Genomic DNA, 17685 nt, shown 5'->3' with positions numbered 1-17685 from the left:
TGTTGTATAGTATTTAAATGCTTAAAAATAAATTTATATCTTTATTTCTATTTTTAATTGTTACATTTACCGCATCTTTTACAGGAGGTATTTTAACAATTAAATTCAAAGATCCTTGGTATTCTCTATTAAAAAAACCATTTTTCAATCCACCAGATTGGATATTTGCACCAGTATGGACAATCTTGTATTTTTTAATGGCTCTAGCAATTTGGAACATTTGGATAAAAAGTAATAAGCTAAACCTAGTTTACTTATATTTTATTCATCTAATATTTAACACAACTTGGAGTATCGTTTTTTTTGGGTTTAAAAATATAGAACTAGCCCTAATAAATTTAATTGTGATAATTTTATTCATTGTAATTTTGTTTCTAAAATATAAAGATATTAGCAGGCTTAGTGCGTATTTAATGATACCTTATTTTTTGTGGTGTACTTATGCACTTTTGTTAAATTTTAATTTAATGATTTTAAATTAATTATGGATGATGTAGTTGTTATTGGCGGAGGTATTATTGGTGCTGCAACTGCTTATTTTTTATCTAAGGAAGGCAGAAAGGTAAAGGTCATTGAAAGAGACCCAACTTATAAAACTGCTTCTTTCCCTTTATCACTCGGAGGATTTAGAAGACAATTTTTTCAAAAAGAAAATATTTTATTAGGAAAATTTGCTAAAGAATTCATATTCAGTATACCCGAACTGTTAAAAACTGAAAAAAATCCAAATCCAACAGCAAGCATGGTACCAAATGGATATCTGCTTATGTTTGGTCCAGAACATGCCGAAGAACAATATAGAGCTCTCGAAAATCATAAAGCATGTGATGCAGGTACAAAAAATATTAAAGGATCAGAGCTTACTAATATATTTCCTTATATAAACAATGAAGGAATTGAAACAGCAACTTTTACAGATAATAAAAGCGAAGGGTGGATCGATCCTTTTCTTTTTCATAGCGCACTAAAGTCAAAGGCAATTGATCTTGGAGCAGAGTTTATCAAAGGGGAAGTAAAGTCTCTTTCTGAGATAAACGCCAAAACAATCGTTTCAGCCGCAGGGTGTTGGACAAAAGAATTATTAGAGGACATTCCAGTAGTTCCACAAAAACACACAGTTTTTAGAGTTAAATGTCCAAAACATATTCCAGAAATGCCATTAACAGGAGATCTTACAACAGGAGTTTATTGGCGACCTGAGGGAAAAGAATATCTAGCTGGATCACCAATATCAGTCTTTGATGCAGATGATCTAGAACCAGCTTGGAACGATTTTGAGGAATTAGTGTGGCCGGCTCTAGCTAAAAGAATTCCCATTTTTGAGGAATTAAAACTAACTGGCGGTTGGGCAGGGTATTATGATTGTAATAAATTAGATAATAATGCTGTGGTTGGAAAGCATCCAAAATACGAAAACGTTTACATGGCTTCAGGTTTTACCGGAAGAGGATTAATGCAAGCCCCAGGCATAGGAAGAGCTTTAACAGAATTAATTACAACAGGAAGTTATCAAACAATTGACATCAGCGTATTTGCTGTCGAGAGAGTTTTGCAAAGTAATGCAAGACCCGAGCCTTACGTATTATAATTTCTTAATAAATGTTCCTAATACTCCATTAAATATTGAGACTGAAATTATAATTACCTGTCCTTTAAATGAGTAAAAATCAAAAGAGGGATAAAAACTAATTGCAATGCTAAAAAAAATGTATGTGATTAAAAAAGGTCGATAAAATTTTTTCAATTTATTAAGTAACATTACATAAAGTTATATCCTATTCTTAAAGCAACAAAAATAACCAGCAATGATGTAATTAAAGCAAGAATTTTTGTCGGAAATATTTTTATATTTAAAAAATTACCAATTTGACCACCAATTAAAACAGCTACTAATAAAATAATATAATTTTCGATTTCACTAATTTCTATACTTTTTGTTATCTGACCCAAAATTCCTAAAACTGAATTTATTAAAATAAATAAAGATACCATTATTGTAATATTTTTTGGGTTTGCTGCACGAAATAAATATAATATAGGACTTAAAAATATTCCTCCTCCAATACCCACTAAACCAGAAACAAACCCTAAGACTATACCTATAGGAATTGAAAAATAGATAGATAAAGATTTATATGCTTTTGAGTTATTTCCGTAAGATCTAAAATTAAATAACAACAATATTCCCGCAATACCTAAAACAAAAAATAATATTATTTCAAAAATATCTTTTTCAATATTTAGAGAACCTCCTATAAATGCAAAAGGAATAGATCCGATTAAATATGGAATAAGTGACCTTAAATTTAAATTTCCTGATCTTATATAATTAATTGAATTTCCTGAAACTACAATAATATTACAGGTTAACGCTATTATGGGAAAGATAGAGTATGGAACTCCCCAAAGAAGTAACAATGCAAGATAAGTAGAACCACCACCAAACCCTACACTTGAATATATTATAGCAGTTACAAAAAATAAAATAGGTAATATAATCATTCAATTATTATGAGAGTAAATATAGCACTATTAACAGTAACAGATACAAGAACTTTAAAAACAGACAAATCTGGAAATATTCTTGTAAAAAAAATAAATAAGGCTGGTCATAATTTAGTTGAGAGAGAAATTTGCAAAGATAGTAAAAAAGATATTAAAAAAATTTTAAAGATCTGGATAAAAATTAAAAAAATTGATGTAATTATTACAACTGGTGGAACAGGATTAACTGGAAGAGATATTACTCCAGAAGCAATTGATGAAATAGCAGATAAAAAAATACCAGGTTTTGGTGAAATATTTAGATACATAAGTCTATCTACGGTTGGCACGTCTTCTATACAATCAAGGGCATGTGCAGTACTTGCAAATGGAAAGTATGTATTTGCACTTCCAGGTTCTTCAGGAGGTGTAACAGACGCATGGGATAAAATTCTTGTTCATCAACTAAATATCAAACACAAACCATGTAATTTTGTGGAGTTATTTCCAAGATTAAAAGAGAAATAATTACTTTTGGTATTTCTCTTTCCATTCAGTGTAAGGCATACCATACACATGTTCTCTAGCTTCAGGATCTGAAATCTCAATTCCTTTTTTTTGAGCTTCTTCGCGGTACCATTTAGAAAGGCAATTTCTGCAAAATCCAGCAAGATTCATGAGATCAATGTTTTGAACATCTTTTCTCTCTCTTAAATGTTCTATAAGTCTATTAAATGCAGCAGATTGTAACTCATTGTTAATTTTTTCATCCATTAGACAAATATAATCTTTTAATAAAAAATATGAATAAAAAAATATCAAGTAACTGATTTTTTTTTAAATAAAAATTTAATAATATCTAATCTTAAGGTTAAAAGAGTTATTAGAATTATTAAATATATCAATGGCTCAAAAAAAATAGTCTTAGATAACCAGATAAAATGTAGAACAGCAAAAATACCAATTAAATACGACAGCCTGTGAATTTTTTTCCAGTTTTGTTTTAAGATAAGCATCATTTTTTGATTTGAGGTAATAGCAAGAGGCAACATCAAAAGCCATGCAGCCAATCCTATAAAAATAAATTTTTTATTTAAAACATCATCAATAATCGGATCTAAATTAAACTGATAATCAAAACCAATGTAAGTAAGCAAATGTAAAGTTCCGTAAAAAAAAGCAAATAATCCCAACATCCTTCGATATTTTATCCAAATTAAAATTTTTGTAATATTTTTAAGAGGCGTCATTGCAAGAGACAGCAAAATAAATCTTAAAGTCCACTCTCCTGTATGATGAGTTACTTGTTTTACTGGTTCTGCTCCAAGTTTATTAAATAAAATTTGATATGCTATTATTATAAAAGGAACTAAACACAATACAAAGATTGTGGGTTTGAAAATTTTTATCATTTAATTAAAAATTTTTTCTCAAATCCATTCCATCATAGAGACCTGCAACTTCGTCTCCATAACCATTAAACATGACTGTTTTTATTCTTGGTGAGTATATATTCTCACCAATTACTCTTTCAGTCGCTTGAGACCATCTTGGGTGTGATACATTAGGATTAACATTAGAATAAAAACCATATTCTTTTGGCGAAGCATTCATCCAAGATGAGGTAGGCATTTTTTCAACAAATTTTATATTAACAATTGCCTTGGCGCTTTTAAATCCATATTTCCATGGCACAATCAATCTTAAAGGTGCACCGTTTTGATTTGGTAGTTCTTTTCCATAAAGACCAGTAACCATTATTGTTAATGGATGCATGGCCTCATCAATTCTCAAACCTTCTTTATATGGCCAGTTCAATACTGGAAATCTTTGTCCTTTCATTTGATCTGGATCATATACAGATGTAAATTTTACAAATTTAGCCTTAGATGTTGGCTTAACTTTATTTAATAGTTTGTTAAGTGGAAAACCTAGCCATGGGACTACCATCGACCAACCTTCAACACATCTAAATCTGTATATTCTTTCTTCACTTGGGATCATGTTTTTTATTTCCTCAACTGACAAAGTAATTTCGTTTTCAACTTCGCCATCAATTTTAATATCCCATGGCTTTGTTATAAAATCTTTAGAGTTTTTATGTGGATCAGACTTACTTGTCCCAAATTCGTAATAGTTGTTGTAAGTGGTTGCAAATTTATAAGGAGTTATTTTTCGCTCAGTTTCAGGTGTGTAAGATAAAGCAGATGTAATTATATTTTGAGAAGCGAAAGCAGTTCCACTTACAATACCCATTTTCTTAAGGAATTTTCGTCTATTTATATAAAAATTTTCAGGAGTTATTTCCGAAGATTTAAATTTATTCAATTTCATGTTGTTATCGAAATACCTTTAAGCCATTTACTATCTTCATTTTCATAATGTTCCTTTTTCCATATAGGTGATCTTTTTTTTATTTCTTCAATAATAAATCTTGATAGTCGATATGCCTCATCTCTGTGCTTACAAGCTACTCCTATTAGTATGCTTTTTTCAGAAAGTTTGAGGTGACCCTTTACATGTTCAATAAAAACAGCTTTGTTTTTAATTCCCAGTTTTTGCTCTGTCTCATTATAAATTTCCTCAAAACTTTTAATTACCATTGAATCTTTTGCATCATATGTAATTCCATTAACCTTTTTATTTTCATTATTATCTCTAACAACTCCGACAAAATAAATTACTGCACCAAATTTTTCTGATTTTAAAAAACGTTCTGCTTTGGAAATTTCAATTTTTTCAATTGAAGAATCTATAATTTTTACATGGAGCATTAACCACCTCCAATTGGAGGAATAATTCCAATTATTTGATTTTTATTCAAAATTTGGTTCTCCTTTATTACTTGATCTTTATCTGAACAAAATGCCGAACTTTTTATAATCTCTTTATAATTTAAATTTCCATTAAATTTATTATCAACATGCTCATAAAGTTTTTTTTTAATGTCAATTATTTTACAGGATTTTGAAAAATTAAATTCTAAGTACTTTGTTTTGCTGAATTCTCTTGCAACCCCAAACAACTCAACAGATATTTTCATTAATTAAATATTTCTTTTAAAAAAACTGGTAACCCATCTGGATTTTTCCATAATTCTTTTTTTCCACCTTCTTTTATCAATAATTTTACGTCAGAAATTTTTAAATGTGGATTTACTATTTTGCTTAAATCATAAATAGTTATTAAAGCACTATTTACTCCCATAATTGCCTCCATCTCTACACCAGTTTTAGAAAATGTTGAGACAACACAAAAAACGTCAAGTGAGTAAGTTTCTTCATCCAATATAATTTTTGTCGAAATATGATCAATTGAAAGAGGGTGGCATAATGGAATAATTTCGCTTGTTTTCTTTACACCCAATATAGCTGATACTTCTGCTAAAGAAATAGGATCTCCCTTAGGCATTTGATTTGATTTGATTAATGAAAAAACTTCTTCACCTACAAAAATTTTCCCTGTTGCGAGCGCTCTCCTGAAGGTTTCTTTCTTTGAAGATACATCCACCATATTATATGAATTTTTTTGGAACAATTCCTCAGCCCAATCTTTTAAATCATTTTTTTTAATTATTTTTAAATTTTTCATTATCCGCCAGTTACTGATAGGTTATTAGTTAAACCAGTTTCACCAAGTTCTAAGTAATGAGATTCTTTTTTAAAATTTAATTGTTTCAAAATTAAATCCTTTAATTCTTCAGTTTGATCATCTCTTTGAATTAAGTGTCTTATATTTATTCCAGTGTTTCCAAACAAACACAATCTTAAGTCTCCTCTAGATGTAATTCTTAATCTATTGCAGGATTTACAAAAATCTTTTGAATAAGGAGCGATAACTCCAAATTTTCCTTTAAATTCTGGATTTATGTAATTTTTAGATGGACCAGCATCTTTACCTAGAGTTTGTATTATCCAATTATTCTTGATTAAAAAGTTAGTGAATACTTTTGATGATATATGGTATTTTTTAAAATAATCTAGATTATCTCCTGTTTGCATCAATTCTATATATCTAAAGTCTACTGGATTTGATTTTATGTAATTAGACCACCTGTCAAAATCCTTATCACTACTGTTCACCCCTTTTAAAAGAACAGCGTTAATTTTAATATTTTTAAAATTAAGTTTTTGTAGTTTTTCAATCCCATTTAAAATTTCATTTAATCGATCATGTCCTGTAATTTTATGGAACTTATTTTTATCTAAGCTATCAATACTTATATTAATTCCATCTAAACCACTTTCTACAAGCTGTTCTGCAAATTTATCAAGTTTATATCCATTAGTAGTGATTACAGTTTTATTTATTCCTGAACTTTTTTTTATTACTTTTACAATATCATAAAAATCTTTTCTAATTGTTGGTTCTCCTCCAGTTAATCTAATCTTGCTTACTCCTAATTCAGATAAACCTTTAGCCAATCTTTTAATTTCTTCTAAACTTAAAAAAGTTCTATTGTCACTTTTGTCAATTTTGAAGCCATTAGGTAAACAATAGCCACATTTAAAATTACATACATCTGTTATGGATAATCTTATGTAGGGAAATTTTCTGCCAAATTTGTCTTTTAATAATTCCATATTTAGATAATCATAGTTTTGTAACTAAATTCAATAAGTCTTTTTACAATTCAAAGTTGAATTCAAAATAACACATTTACAAGATCAAATTAACAGTCTTAAATTAATTTATTATAAATTTGGGTTTAAAAATTATTCAGTCTTCAATCTCTTTTAAATTCAAAAACGACTGAAATAAACAAGTTAATTTCGAATTTATATACTTATTGTACTTAACTTAAGGAGGAAAAAATGAGTGCAGAAGCATTGAAAGTGTCATCAGTACTAGATACTTCTCATTTAAAGGTAAAATTTCCATTTAAAGCTAAATATGGAAACTATATAAACGGAAAGTTTGTAGAACCTAAATCAGGCAAATATTTTGATAATGTTAGTCCGATATCAAATGAGAAAATCTGTTCTGTTGCAAGATCAAACGAACAAGACGTAGAGGCAGCATTAGATGCAGCTCACGCAGCTTTCACCGAATGGGGAAAGACAGACATCACAACAAGATCAAATATTTTGTATAAAATTGCTGATGTTTTAGAAAAAAACCTAAACTTACTAGCTGTAGCTGAATGTTTAGATAATGGAAAACCTATCAGAGAATGTATGGCAGCAGATTTACCTTTAGTGATAGATCACTGGAGATATTTTGCTGGTGTAATTAGAGCAGAAGAAGGATCCATTGCTGAGATTGCGAACAATCAATACTCATATAACTTTCATGAGCCATTAGGTGTTGTTGGTCAGATAGTTCCATGGAATTTTCCATTATTAATGGCGACATGGAAATTGGCTCCAGCACTTGCAGCAGGAAACTGTTCAGTTTTAAAACCAGCTGAGCAAACTCCAGCTTCGATTATGGTAATGATGGAACTTATTGGAGATCTATTACCTCCAGGAGTTGTAAATATTGTGAGTGGTTTCGGTTTAGAAGCAGGTAAACCTTTAGCATCATCAAAAAGAGTTGCTAAAGTTGCTTTCACTGGTGAAACAACAACTGGAAGATTGATTATGCAGTATGCAGCACAAAACATTATTCCAATTACACTAGAATTAGGTGGAAAATCTCCTAATATTTTCTTTGAAGATGTCATGGAAAAAGATGACGACTTCTTTGATAAGTGTATAGAAGGTTTTGTGATGTTCAATCTAAACCAGGGTGAGGTTTGTACTTGTCCAAGTAGAGCTTTAATTCAAGAATCTATCTATGATAAGTTCATGGAAAGAGCGATTGCAAGAACAAAAGCAGTTGTACAAGACAATCCTTTAAAAATGGAAACCATGATTGGAGCTCAAGCATCAGTAGAGCAAATGGAAAAGATAAAATCTTATCTAGAGCTTGGTAAAAAAGAGGGTGCTAAAGTTCTTACAGGTGGAGATGTAGCTAAACTAAATAGTGGTTTGGAAAAAGGAAACTATATCCAACCAACTGTTTTCGAAGCTAAAAATGATATGAGAATTTCTCAAGAAGAAATTTTCGGACCTGTAGTATCTGTAATTAAATTTAAAGATGAAGCAGAAGCATTAAAAATTGCTAATGATACTCTTTATGGTTTAGGTGCAGCTGTATGGACCAGAAATGGTAATATCGCTCACAGAATGGGTAGAGCAATACAAGCAGGAATAGTATGGACTAATTGTTACCATGCTTATCCAGCTCACTCTCCATTTGGTGGATATAAACAATCAGGAGTTGGAAGAGAAACTCATAAAATGATGCTTAATCATTATAGACAGAATAAGAATCTACACGTTTCTTATGCTGAGAAAAAATTAGGCTTCTTTTAATCAATAATATATACTGGCCCATGATTCTAAATCATGGGCCGTACTTTAAAAATGAAAGTATCTGCAACAAATTCAGCGTTAAACTTATTATCTGAACTCCAGGAGAAATATGGAGAAAATTTAATGTTTCATCAATCAGGTGGATGTTGCGATGGTAGTGCACCTATGTGTTTTCAAGAGGGTGAATTTCCTCTAGGCGATAATGATATTAAACTAGGTGAAATTGGAGGAGTGCCATTTTACATGAATGGTGATCAGTATGAAAAATGGAAACATACTGATCTAACAATTGACGCTGTTAAAGGAATAGGTGGAATGTTCTCATTGGATAATGGAACAGGTCGCAGATTCCTGACTAAATCAGAAATCTGCCTAGTCGTAGATAACGACGAAAAAAAATAATTACCTATTGTCCTGGTGGTTTATAGCCTATCTGACTTGCTTTAGTAGTAGCTTTCGTAAAGTCTATTGCCTCTAACATTGTCATATTCTTAACAGCACCAGATGCTTCAACAACTAATTTAATTGCAGCAAAATTTTCAAACGCTCCAATATCAGTCACAACAATAAAATCATATGAACCTCTAACGATGTCCATACTATGAATTGTTCCACCAACTGCCTTTGTTAATTGTTCTACCACTGCTTTTCTATCACTTGTGGGATCCTTCATGAAACCTTGAAAGGCTTTTTCTGTGTAATTACCCATTATATATGCTTTCATTATAACTCCTTTTTTTTTAAAAATATTTTAACCTAAAAAAAAAAATTTTAAAAATTTTTGGAGAATTTTTTAATTTCTTACAATTTCAGCTTGTTTTTCGGATGGAGAAATTTCTGTTTTAAATTTATTTGATATTTTTTGAACTTGAACTGCAGAAACTTTATATTCTGCACATTTTGTCTCTTCATCTTTACCATCACCTGTAACCATATTTACCATGTGTTCTGGAAAATGGAAAGTTGTGAATACAATTCCCTCTTTTACTTTGTCTGTTACTTCAACTTTTAATGAAACTTCGCCTCTGCCTGAGTAAAGTCTTGCTATATCACCGTTATTTAATTCTCTTTCTTTAGCATCTATAGGGTTTACTAGTAATATATCTTCATCAACAATATTTAAATTTTTAGTCCTTCTTGTCATAGTTGCTGCATTGTAATGTTGCAAAACTCTACTAGTAGTAAGAATAAGCGGATACTCTTTAATATTATTTTTAATTTCTGTAGATTCCTTCCAGTCAAAAGACTTTAATCTTCCTTTTCCAAGCTTAAACTCTTTTTCATGTAAAATTTTTGTATCTGTTCCATCTTCTTTTACTGGCCACTGTAATCCAAGTTTACCTAGTCTCTCTCTAGTAATTCCTTTAAAGAACGGAACAACATCTGCAACCTCTGCTAATACTTGATCAGCATCATAAGTTGGCTGATCATATCCAAGCTTTTGCATCATCTCAGTAACAATGACACCATCTGGTTTTGTGCCTGGTAAAGGTTCAGCGGCTTTATTAACTCTTTGAACTCTTCTTTCTGTGTTTGTAAAAGTACCGTCTTTTTCTAAAAATGTTGTTCCTGGCAAAACGACATCTGCTAATTTTGCTGTTTCACTCATAAATATCTCTTGAACAACCAATAAATCTAAAGATTCCATTGCTTTAATAACATGCGCACTGTTTGGATCAGTCTGAACAATATCTTCTCCAATAATCCATAATCCTTTAACTTCCTTATTTATTGCTGCATCAAATATTTCTGGGATTTTCAATCCAGCTTTTGTTGGGTGGACTGCACCATATTTTTCAGTGTAAAAATCTTGAATTTTTTTATCAGCTACTGGGAAATAACCAGCACCTTGATGAGGTTGGCACCCCATATCTGCAGCCCCTTGAACATTGTTCTGACCTCTTAAAGGATTAACTCCAACACCTCTTCTTCCTATGTTGCCAGTAATCATTGCAAGGTCTGCAATCAACATCACAGTTTTAGAACCTTGTTCGTGCTCAGTAACTCCTAAACCATGGAACTCCATAGAATTTTTTGCTGTTGCATATGCAATGGCTGCTTCTTTAACTAATTGTTTATCAACACCAGCAACACTTGCTAGATGATCAATATCTAAACCATTAATGTGATTTAAAAATTCATCAAACCCTTCAGTTCTATTTTCAACAAAATCTTTATTTAATAAGTTTCCTTTAACAATGTAGTAAAGCATCATGTTTAGTACAGCAACGTTTGTTCCAGGTCTTAATCTAATATGATAGTCAGCAAGTTTAGCAATATCAGTAGTAATTGGATCAAGCACAATTAATTTTTTACCTTTCATAACCTGTTGTTTAATTTTTGCACCAGTTACAGGATGAGCATTTGTTGGATTTGCTCCAATGATTAAAAATAAATCAGCATGATAAATATCCTCTGTGGAGTTAGTTGCTGCCCCTGTTCCAAAAGTTTGTTGCATTCCCCATGCAGTAGGTGAATGGCAAATTCTTGCACAGCAATCTATATTATTTGTTCCAATTGCTGCTCTGATCATTTTTTGAAAAACATAATTTTCCTCATTAGTGCATCTAGCTGAAGAAATACCAGCAATAGCATCTGGGCCACTCTCATTCTTAATCTTTTCTAATTTTTGCTTTATATATTCGTAAGCATCATCCCAAGATACTTCTTCAAATTTTCCATTTCTCTTAATCAAAGGACTTCTCAGTCTGTCTGGATGATCATAAAAACCAAATGCATATCTTCCTTTGATACATGTATGACCTGCGTTTACTTCAGTTTCTTTTGGAGTATCTATTGCAACAACTTTTCCATCTTTTACAGAGGTCTCTAAATTACAACCGACACCGCAGTACGAGCACGTAGTTCTAACTTTTTTATCTACTTTTACTGATTTAGATTGAAATACATCTGAAATAGCATCTGTTGGACAAGTGTGAGCGCAAGCACCACAAGATACACACGATGAGTCCCCAAAGAGCATATCATTATCAGTGGTAATTCTAGACTCAAATCCTCTTCCACTCATTGTCAAAACAAACGAACCTTGAATTTCATCACATGCTCTTACACATCTTCCACAATTTATACAGTTGTCCAAATTCATTCTCATGTAAGAGTGAGAAGTATCTTTGGGAGTTCCTTTATGTTGTTTAGGGTTATTATATCTATGGTCGCTAATTCCTAAGTCATTTGCTACAGTTTGAAGTTCACAATTTTTATCTACTTCACAAGTATCACAATTCATTGGATGGTCTGTTAATACTAACTCAACAATATTTTTTCTTAAGTTTTGCAATCCATCATTACTTGTAAATATGTGTTGGTTTTCTCCAACAGGTGTATGACATGATGCAACTACTTTAGTTGGACCGTCTTTTTCTAGAGCAACTTCAACAGAGCAGACTCTGCAAGCACCATAAGGTGCAAGGTTAGGGTCGTCGCATAGTGTTGGTACCTTCTTTTCTCCCAAGTAACTTTTTACAAATTTTAAAATAGATGTATGATTTGGCCCTATTTCATAGGGTTTTCCATCTATATAGGCAACTTTTCTTTTTTCCGCACTCATTAATTATCTTTTACTATATCATTTTTAATTTCATCACCAAAATACTTTAATATGTTCATTATGGGTGTTGGTATCGCTCCACAAAGCGCACACAAGCATCCTTTTTGCATGGTGACTAATAATTCATTCAAAAGTTTAAGTGGAATTTTAGATGTTCCTTTCTTTAACTGATCAAACATTTCTTTTCCTCTGTAGGATCCAATTCTTCCAGGAAAGCATTTTCCACATGACTCTTCAGCTGAAAACTCAAATAAGTGATGAATGTATTCAGCCATATTAAAATCTTTAGGAATACTAACAACACTCGCATGACCTAACATAAAACCTGCTTTAGTAAATTCTTGGAAATCTAAATTTAGTTTTTCGATTTCTGATATAGGCACTACTCCACCTAAAGGTCCACCAATTTGGAATGCTTTTACATCTTCTTTGTATCCACCACCATATTCTTCAAATATTTTTTTCATTGGTGTTCCCATATCAATCTCATAAACGCCAGGATTATTAAAAAAACTATCTAGACAAACTAGTTTTGTTCCAGCAGATTTTTTATTTCCAACTGATGAAAATTTTTCTGCTCCATTTAGTAAAATTCCAGTTGCAGCTGCTAATGTTTCTACATTGTTAACTACAGTTGGTTTTTTGTATAATCCTTCTGTTACAGGGAATGGAGGTCTTACATCTACTTCTGCTCTTCTACCTTCAATAGATGCTATTAAAGCTGTTTCTTCTCCACAAATATAAGCACCTTGTCCAATACAAATATTCAAATCAAAAGAAAATTCTGTTCCTAATATTTTTTCACCTAATAATCCTGCTTCTTTTAATGAATTAATACATCCATTAATTGCTTCAATTGATTTTGGATATTCGCCTCTTATATAAAGTACTCCTTCATTACTACCAATTACATAACCACAAACTATCATTCCAAATAACACTTTAAGTGGTTGATCTTCCAATAAATATCTATCTGAGAAAGCACCAGAATCTCCTTCATCAGCATTACAAACTACATATTTTTTTTCTGATTTTGTTTTACTACAGAAATCCCATTTCATTCCTGTTGGAAATCCTGCGCCACCTCTACCTGTAAGATTAGAAGATAATAACGAGTTTATGATTTCTTTTTTATCCGTTTTAATAAATTTTTCTAAATGCTCTTTGAATTGATCAAAGTTTGATAATTTATCATCCATTAAAAAACTTGTTGTTGCAAAACTTTTTGAAAAGAATTTTTCTTGTTTTATTTTTTCACCTTTAATGATTTGATCTATTTGATTGATGTCATTACCTGCATAATTTTCTCCATCATAGTGAAACGCATGATTTTCATAGCAATGGCCAAGACAAAACATCTCGCCAACTTTATCGTCACCTAATTTTTCTTGTAATTTTTTCTTTAAAGGCTCTTGTGTACCTGCGCACATACAAGCGCTTCCATTACATACAAATGCTTTCTTCTCTCTGTGCGAGGGTCTTAAAAATTCGTAAAAACTTTCCGCTCCGTGAATAGTTGAAACACCCATTTTGTATTCTTCAGCTATTTCCTTTATCCCTGCATCATCTTTAGAATTTAAGGATCTGTCAGATAGCTTTTGAAATAGATTATTTTTTAAGCCTATTCTTCCGGATAAATTACTTATGTTTTTAGACATACTCTTTATAAATTAGCTTAATATTATCCTTTTTTTATTATTATAAATATTAAAGCCACTTTCTTTTACAAAACCTAATAGAGTCATGTCAAAACGTTTAGCTAGATCCACTGCGAGACTCGTAGGCGCACCCACACCAGCCATAATACCAATATTTGCCATTAATCCCTTTTGAACTAGCTCAAAATTCAACCTTCCAGAGCAGGCAATAAACTGAGCTTTTATATTAAGTAGTCCATTTTGAATAGTATGACCTAACAATTTGTCTAAAGCATTATGTCTTCCAACATCTTCACGGGTAGCTATTACCGAACCCGCTTCATCAATTAAAGCACTAGCATGAATTCCACCAGTTTTTGCAAACTCAGACTGTTCATTCATCAATAGACTTGGAGATTTTAAAATTATCTCCTCTTTTATTTTTGGAAAATACGAATCTAATTTATCATTTTTTAATACTTCAATTGAGTCTAATGAAGTTTTTCCACATACTCCACACGAGGAGTTTGTTACGAAGTTTTTTTTTAATTTACCAATATCTAAATTATCTGTTTTATTTATTGTAGCTTCAATAACGTTATGTAAATTATAATCTCCAACAGGATCACCTATATGTTGAATGCTATCTATTTCATCCATATTCTCGATTATTCTTTCATTAAATAAAAATCCTCTAATTAAATCTTCATCATTTCCAGGTGTCCTCATTGTTATAGATATATTTTGCGTTTCAATTTTTCCATTCTTTTTATATTTAAGACGCATTTCTAAAGGTTCCTCAACAGATACAGCATCTTTTACGATTTCCTCTTTTGAACCTTTAATTTTTGATACGTTGTATTTTATATCCATTTTTGAGGGTACTTTTTCTTTAATACAAACTTATTGATAACTATCCCAAATACTAGAACAATTATTGATCCAAGTATAATTGGACTTAACAAATAATCGTAAGAAACACTTCCAATGATAACTATAATTGGATTTCCACCAGCTGGTGGATGAGTCACATCTAAAAGGATCATTAAACCAACTCCTAAGCCCACACTTATTGGAATAGTTATATAAATTGGAAGTGGTATAAAATTTAAAACAATAATTCCAACAGCGGATGTTAAAAAATGACCAAAAAATATATTTTTAGGCTGTGCAAAAGGACTTTCTGGAAATCCATACAATAAAACCATTGATGATCCAAATGAAGCAATCAAAAATAAACCAAATGTAGTTTTGTAAGTTAAATAAGTTAAAGCACCTATTGTGATTGCAGAAAAAAGTCCTGCTATTAAAGATTTAATTAATTGATCTTTTTTCATATTAAGATTTTAAGGCCTTTGCCAATGTTTTGAAAGGTAACAGAAGACACTCTTTTCTTGAAATATTTTTTTTATTAAAAAGTTTTTCTAATATTTTCCACTCTTTTGGAAATTTTTCAGATGCATTTTCAAAAAAATTGTTAGCAATAATTATAATTTCTCTCATTTTTTTAATAGACTTGTTAATAGATTTTTTTGACAAAATACTTGCTGAAGCTTGGCAGTAAATACATGATTTACATTCATAAGCAAAATCAGTAATTTTTTCACCTTTGACCATAAGACTAATATTCATTTCATCTCCACATAAAGGGTTTTTAAATTTAGCAAAATGAGAGCTATCTTTTAAAACTTTATGATTTCTAGTATCTGAAGCAATTTTTAAAATTTCTAAGTCCATTTATTGACCTTTATTAAAAAGATATATGACTTATATTTAATTTGATGAGCGAAAACAATGTTTTGCCAGTCATATTAGCTGGTGGAAAATCAAGAAGGTTTGGTGGGAATAAAGCAAATGCCAAATTGGGAGATTTAACTTTAATCGAACATACAATTCAAAAACTTAAAAATAGATTTAAAGAAATTTTAATCATCTCAAATGAGGAAAGAAACAAAGATATAAGCAATGTTTTTTACTCAAATGATGTTATGGATGGACAACTAGGACCTTTAGTTGGTGTGCTATCTTCAATGGAATGGATAATAGATAATTCAAAAAATTATAAGTGGATTATGACATTTCCTTGTGACACACCTTTTTTCAAAATTGAAATTATTGATCAAATGATGACCGCCCAAAGACAATCTAGCAAAAAGTTGTTTTTTTTAAAAAGTGGTGAAAAAAGACACAATATTTTTGGCTTATGGTCAGCAGAGCTTAAAGATCAATTAAGAAAAGACTTAGAGGCAGGGGATAGAAAAGTTGAAGATTGGGCTAATAAAATTGGAACAGAAATAATTGAATTAGATCCTAAAGACGATAATAGTTTTTTAAACATAAATACTAAAATAGATTTAGAGGAAGCGTCTAAAAAGATATGAATTCTTATAAAGCAGCAACAAGTAAATTGAATAACAATTCATTAAAAATTGGCAGTGAAATTGTTTCAATAAAAGATGCTTTAAACAGAATATCGAGCAAAGAAGTGATTGCTAAATCTGATTATCCCGCTGATGATAATACAGCGTTTGATGGTTTTGCAGTAAATTCAAAAGAAACAAAAAATACATTTCAAAAATTTAAAATTCTTAAAACTATTGCAGCAGGGGACAACCCTTATATCAAAAAAGTTCCCAAATTATCATGTATTGAGGTAATGACAGGTGCAATTATTAAAAAACCTTTTGATACCATTATTCCAATTGAGGATATTGAGTTTTTTCCAAGTAAACAAAATGCAAAATATATAATTATTAAAAAAAAAATTAAAAAATCAGAATTTATTAGACCAAAAGGCTCAGATTATAAAAAAGGAAATAAAATAATTAGAAAAGGAGAATTAATAAATCCTGCTCATATCTTATCTTTAAAAACGTTAGGTATAGATAAAGTTTTAGTAAAAAAGAAAGTAAATATAGTCTTTTATCCATCAGGAAATGAATTATCTGATAAAAAAAATATACCTTCGTGGAAAATAAGAAATTCAAACACAATTTATCTAAACTCTTTAATCAGAAGTTTACCTGTAAATTTTACTGTAAAAAAAATCTTAAGAGATAAAGATAAAATATTATTTAAAAAACAAATATCTAAACAATTAAAGTCTAAAACTGACATCCTAATTACATCTGGAGCTATCTCTAAAGGAAAATTTGATTTTATTCCAAGTGTTATTAATCAATTTAAACTTAAAAATCACTTTAAAGGAGTTGCAATTAGACCAGGTAAACCAATCATGTTTGCAAGATTTGATAATAATAAATGTTTTTTTGGTTTACCAGGTAATCCCATTTCCTCAGTTGCTTGTTTTAGATTTTTTGTAATCCCGTTGTTATTTAAATCTTTAGGTTTAAAAGTAGAAAAGCCAATATTTGCAAAACTAAAAAATAAATTTTCCAAAAAGAAAAAATTTACAAGATTTGTTAAAGGAAAGTTATCCTTTGATAAAAAAGGTCTTGTTCAATTTGAGGTATTTGAAGGACAAGAGTCTTATAAAATCAAGCCTTTTGTTAAATCTAACGCTTGGGGTGTATTTAAAGATGGTGTTTCAGTATTCAATAAAGGAAATTTAATAGATGTTTACTCAGCATCAGGTCTTAATGAATTTTTGATCAGCTAATCGTATTTTCTTGTCTCA

Annotated in this window: 21 protein-coding genes; 7 read left to right on the top strand and 14 right to left on the bottom strand. The window is 30.4% G+C overall.

What is annotated here, in order from left to right:
* The first annotated feature begins 17 nt into the window (after nucleotides 1–17).
* Together B8063_RS01480 and B8063_RS01475 are read left to right on the top strand one after the other, a co-directional pair.
* Nucleotides 18–482 carry a TspO/MBR family protein gene (locus B8063_RS01480; protein ID WP_085068784.1) on the top strand — a complete coding sequence of 155 codons (465 nt, stop codon included), beginning with the start codon at nucleotides 18–20 and terminating at the stop codon, nucleotides 480–482.
* A 2-nt stretch (nucleotides 483–484) separates the two neighbouring features.
* Nucleotides 485–1588 carry an NAD(P)/FAD-dependent oxidoreductase gene (locus tag B8063_RS01475; RefSeq protein WP_085068782.1) on the top strand — a complete coding sequence of 368 codons (1104 nt, stop codon included), beginning with the start codon at nucleotides 485–487 and terminating at the stop codon, nucleotides 1586–1588.
* Between the two features lie 170 nt (nucleotides 1589–1758).
* Here the strand turns inward: B8063_RS01475 and B8063_RS01470 are convergent, their stop codons facing one another.
* A complete protein-coding gene (locus tag B8063_RS01470) occupies nucleotides 1759–2502 on the bottom strand; it encodes a sulfite exporter TauE/SafE family protein (RefSeq protein WP_085068780.1) in 744 nt (247 codons plus the stop codon).
* Nucleotides 2503–2511: 9 nt separating this feature from the next.
* Between B8063_RS01470 and B8063_RS01465 the strand changes: the two genes are divergently transcribed.
* A complete protein-coding gene (locus B8063_RS01465; RefSeq protein ID WP_085068778.1) occupies nucleotides 2512–3012 on the top strand; it encodes a molybdenum cofactor synthesis domain-containing protein in 501 nt (166 codons plus the stop codon).
* Here the strand turns inward: B8063_RS01465 and B8063_RS01460 are convergent, their stop codons facing one another.
* The 7 genes from B8063_RS01460 to moaA are packed head-to-tail and all read right to left on the bottom strand — an operon-like array spanning nucleotide 3013 to nucleotide 7067.
* Entirely contained in the window at nucleotides 3013–3258 is a 246-nt protein-coding gene (locus tag B8063_RS01460) for a DUF1244 domain-containing protein (RefSeq protein ID WP_085068776.1), read from the bottom strand.
* Between the two features lie 44 nt (nucleotides 3259–3302).
* A complete protein-coding gene (locus B8063_RS01455) occupies nucleotides 3303–3896 on the bottom strand; it encodes a sulfite oxidase heme-binding subunit YedZ (protein ID WP_085068774.1) in 594 nt (197 codons plus the stop codon).
* A gap of 4 nt (nucleotides 3897–3900) precedes the next feature.
* A complete protein-coding gene (msrP, locus tag B8063_RS01450) occupies nucleotides 3901–4818 on the bottom strand; it encodes a protein-methionine-sulfoxide reductase catalytic subunit MsrP (protein ID WP_232311405.1) in 918 nt (305 codons plus the stop codon).
* A complete protein-coding gene (locus tag B8063_RS01445) occupies nucleotides 4815–5258 on the bottom strand; it encodes a molybdopterin synthase catalytic subunit (RefSeq protein WP_085068772.1) in 444 nt (147 codons plus the stop codon). The genes msrP and B8063_RS01445 overlap by 4 nt, the downstream gene beginning before the upstream one ends.
* Nucleotides 5258–5527: a molybdopterin biosynthesis protein MoeD gene (locus tag B8063_RS01440; RefSeq protein WP_085068770.1), complete on the bottom strand. Its 270-nt coding sequence runs from the start codon at nucleotides 5525–5527 to the stop codon at nucleotides 5258–5260. Before B8063_RS01440 ends, B8063_RS01445 begins: the two co-directional genes overlap by 1 nt.
* Nucleotides 5527–6075, bottom strand: a complete 549-nt coding sequence (gene moaC, locus B8063_RS01435; protein ID WP_085068768.1) for a cyclic pyranopterin monophosphate synthase MoaC — start codon at nucleotides 6073–6075, stop codon at nucleotides 5527–5529. The genes B8063_RS01440 and moaC overlap by 1 nt, the downstream gene beginning before the upstream one ends.
* A complete protein-coding gene (gene moaA / locus B8063_RS01430; protein ID WP_075520982.1) occupies nucleotides 6075–7067 on the bottom strand; it encodes a GTP 3',8-cyclase MoaA in 993 nt (330 codons plus the stop codon). The genes moaC and moaA overlap by 1 nt, the downstream gene beginning before the upstream one ends.
* 231 nt (nucleotides 7068–7298) lie before the next feature.
* Here moaA and B8063_RS01425 point away from each other — a divergent pair, with 231 nt between their 5' ends.
* Nucleotides 7299–8843 (top strand): aldehyde dehydrogenase family protein, encoded by a 1545-nt coding sequence (locus tag B8063_RS01425; RefSeq protein ID WP_075520983.1) that lies wholly within the window; start codon nucleotides 7299–7301, stop codon nucleotides 8841–8843.
* 51 nt (nucleotides 8844–8894) lie between these two features.
* The gene (locus B8063_RS01420) at nucleotides 8895–9245 is read left to right on the top strand and encodes a DUF779 domain-containing protein (RefSeq protein WP_075521027.1); all 351 of its coding nucleotides are present in this window, start codon (nucleotides 8895–8897) and stop codon (nucleotides 9243–9245) included.
* A gap of 4 nt (nucleotides 9246–9249) precedes the next feature.
* Here B8063_RS01420 and B8063_RS01415 read toward each other — a convergent pair whose 3' ends face one another.
* The 6 genes from B8063_RS01415 to B8063_RS01390 all read right to left on the bottom strand — a co-directional run bounded on the left by B8063_RS01415 (nucleotide 9250) and on the right by B8063_RS01390 (nucleotide 15785).
* A complete protein-coding gene (locus B8063_RS01415) occupies nucleotides 9250–9567 on the bottom strand; it encodes a GYD domain-containing protein (protein WP_085068766.1) in 318 nt (105 codons plus the stop codon).
* A 69-nt stretch (nucleotides 9568–9636) separates the two neighbouring features.
* A complete protein-coding gene (gene fdhF / locus B8063_RS01410; protein WP_085068764.1) occupies nucleotides 9637–12411 on the bottom strand; it encodes a formate dehydrogenase subunit alpha in 2775 nt (924 codons plus the stop codon).
* Entirely contained in the window at nucleotides 12411–14069 is a 1659-nt protein-coding gene (locus B8063_RS01405; RefSeq protein ID WP_085068762.1) for an NADH-ubiquinone oxidoreductase-F iron-sulfur binding region domain-containing protein, read from the bottom strand. The genes fdhF and B8063_RS01405 overlap by 1 nt, the downstream gene beginning before the upstream one ends.
* Nucleotides 14070–14081: 12 nt before the next feature.
* Nucleotides 14082–14921 carry a formate dehydrogenase accessory sulfurtransferase FdhD gene (fdhD, locus tag B8063_RS01400; RefSeq protein WP_085068760.1) on the bottom strand — a complete coding sequence of 280 codons (840 nt, stop codon included), beginning with the start codon at nucleotides 14919–14921 and terminating at the stop codon, nucleotides 14082–14084.
* Nucleotides 14912–15385: an HPP family protein gene (locus B8063_RS01395; RefSeq protein ID WP_085068758.1), complete on the bottom strand. Its 474-nt coding sequence runs from the start codon at nucleotides 15383–15385 to the stop codon at nucleotides 14912–14914. Before B8063_RS01395 ends, fdhD begins: the two co-directional genes overlap by 10 nt.
* Nucleotide 15386: 1 nt before the next feature.
* The gene (locus B8063_RS01390) at nucleotides 15387–15785 is read right to left on the bottom strand and encodes an iron-sulfur cluster assembly scaffold protein (protein ID WP_085068756.1); all 399 of its coding nucleotides are present in this window, start codon (nucleotides 15783–15785) and stop codon (nucleotides 15387–15389) included.
* Between the two features lie 44 nt (nucleotides 15786–15829).
* On the opposite strand from B8063_RS01390, the gene B8063_RS01385 reads away from it, so the two are divergent.
* Entirely contained in the window at nucleotides 15830–16429 is a 600-nt protein-coding gene (locus B8063_RS01385; RefSeq protein WP_075520988.1) for a molybdenum cofactor guanylyltransferase, read from the top strand.
* Nucleotides 16426–17667, top strand: coding sequence for a molybdopterin molybdotransferase MoeA (locus tag B8063_RS01380; protein ID WP_085068754.1), 1242 nt, complete (start codon nucleotides 16426–16428; stop codon nucleotides 17665–17667). Before B8063_RS01385 ends, B8063_RS01380 begins: the two co-directional genes overlap by 4 nt.
* Nucleotides 17668–17685: the final 18 nt, after the last annotated feature.

The organism is Candidatus Pelagibacter sp. RS40 (assembly GCF_002101295.1).
In the GTDB taxonomy this organism is placed as follows: domain Bacteria; phylum Pseudomonadota; class Alphaproteobacteria; order Pelagibacterales; family Pelagibacteraceae; genus Pelagibacter.
The sequence above is the reverse complement of the archived record's forward strand: the minus strand, read 5'-3'. Positions and strand labels throughout refer to the sequence as shown.

Coding starts and splice junctions, on each gene's coding strand:
- B8063_RS01480 (WP_085068784.1), top strand. CDS start 18: ATGCTTAAAAATAAATTTATATCTTTATTTCTATTTTTAATTGTTACA.
- B8063_RS01475 (WP_085068782.1), top strand. CDS start 485: ATGGATGATGTAGTTGTTATTGGCGGAGGTATTATTGGTGCTGCAACT.
- B8063_RS01470 (WP_085068780.1), bottom strand. CDS start 2,502: ATGATTATATTACCTATTTTATTTTTTGTAACTGCTATAATATATTCA.
- B8063_RS01465 (WP_085068778.1), top strand. CDS start 2,512: ATGAGAGTAAATATAGCACTATTAACAGTAACAGATACAAGAACTTTA.
- B8063_RS01460 (WP_085068776.1), bottom strand. CDS start 3,258: ATGGATGAAAAAATTAACAATGAGTTACAATCTGCTGCATTTAATAGA.
- B8063_RS01455 (WP_085068774.1), bottom strand. CDS start 3,896: ATGATAAAAATTTTCAAACCCACAATCTTTGTATTGTGTTTAGTTCCT.
- msrP (WP_232311405.1), bottom strand. CDS start 4,818: ATGAAATTGAATAAATTTAAATCTTCGGAAATAACTCCTGAAAATTTT.
- B8063_RS01445 (WP_085068772.1), bottom strand. CDS start 5,258: ATGCTCCATGTAAAAATTATAGATTCTTCAATTGAAAAAATTGAAATT.
- B8063_RS01440 (WP_085068770.1), bottom strand. CDS start 5,527: ATGAAAATATCTGTTGAGTTGTTTGGGGTTGCAAGAGAATTCAGCAAA.
- moaC (WP_085068768.1), bottom strand. CDS start 6,075: ATGAAAAATTTAAAAATAATTAAAAAAAATGATTTAAAAGATTGGGCT.
- moaA (WP_075520982.1), bottom strand. CDS start 7,067: ATGGAATTATTAAAAGACAAATTTGGCAGAAAATTTCCCTACATAAGA.
- B8063_RS01425 (WP_075520983.1), top strand. CDS start 7,299: ATGAGTGCAGAAGCATTGAAAGTGTCATCAGTACTAGATACTTCTCAT.
- B8063_RS01420 (WP_075521027.1), top strand. CDS start 8,895: ATGAAAGTATCTGCAACAAATTCAGCGTTAAACTTATTATCTGAACTC.
- B8063_RS01415 (WP_085068766.1), bottom strand. CDS start 9,567: ATGAAAGCATATATAATGGGTAATTACACAGAAAAAGCCTTTCAAGGT.
- fdhF (WP_085068764.1), bottom strand. CDS start 12,411: ATGAGTGCGGAAAAAAGAAAAGTTGCCTATATAGATGGAAAACCCTAT.
- B8063_RS01405 (WP_085068762.1), bottom strand. CDS start 14,069: ATGTCTAAAAACATAAGTAATTTATCCGGAAGAATAGGCTTAAAAAAT.
- fdhD (WP_085068760.1), bottom strand. CDS start 14,921: ATGGATATAAAATACAACGTATCAAAAATTAAAGGTTCAAAAGAGGAA.
- B8063_RS01395 (WP_085068758.1), bottom strand. CDS start 15,385: ATGAAAAAAGATCAATTAATTAAATCTTTAATAGCAGGACTTTTTTCT.
- B8063_RS01390 (WP_085068756.1), bottom strand. CDS start 15,785: ATGGACTTAGAAATTTTAAAAATTGCTTCAGATACTAGAAATCATAAA.
- B8063_RS01385 (WP_075520988.1), top strand. CDS start 15,830: ATGAGCGAAAACAATGTTTTGCCAGTCATATTAGCTGGTGGAAAATCA.
- B8063_RS01380 (WP_085068754.1), top strand. CDS start 16,426: ATGAATTCTTATAAAGCAGCAACAAGTAAATTGAATAACAATTCATTA.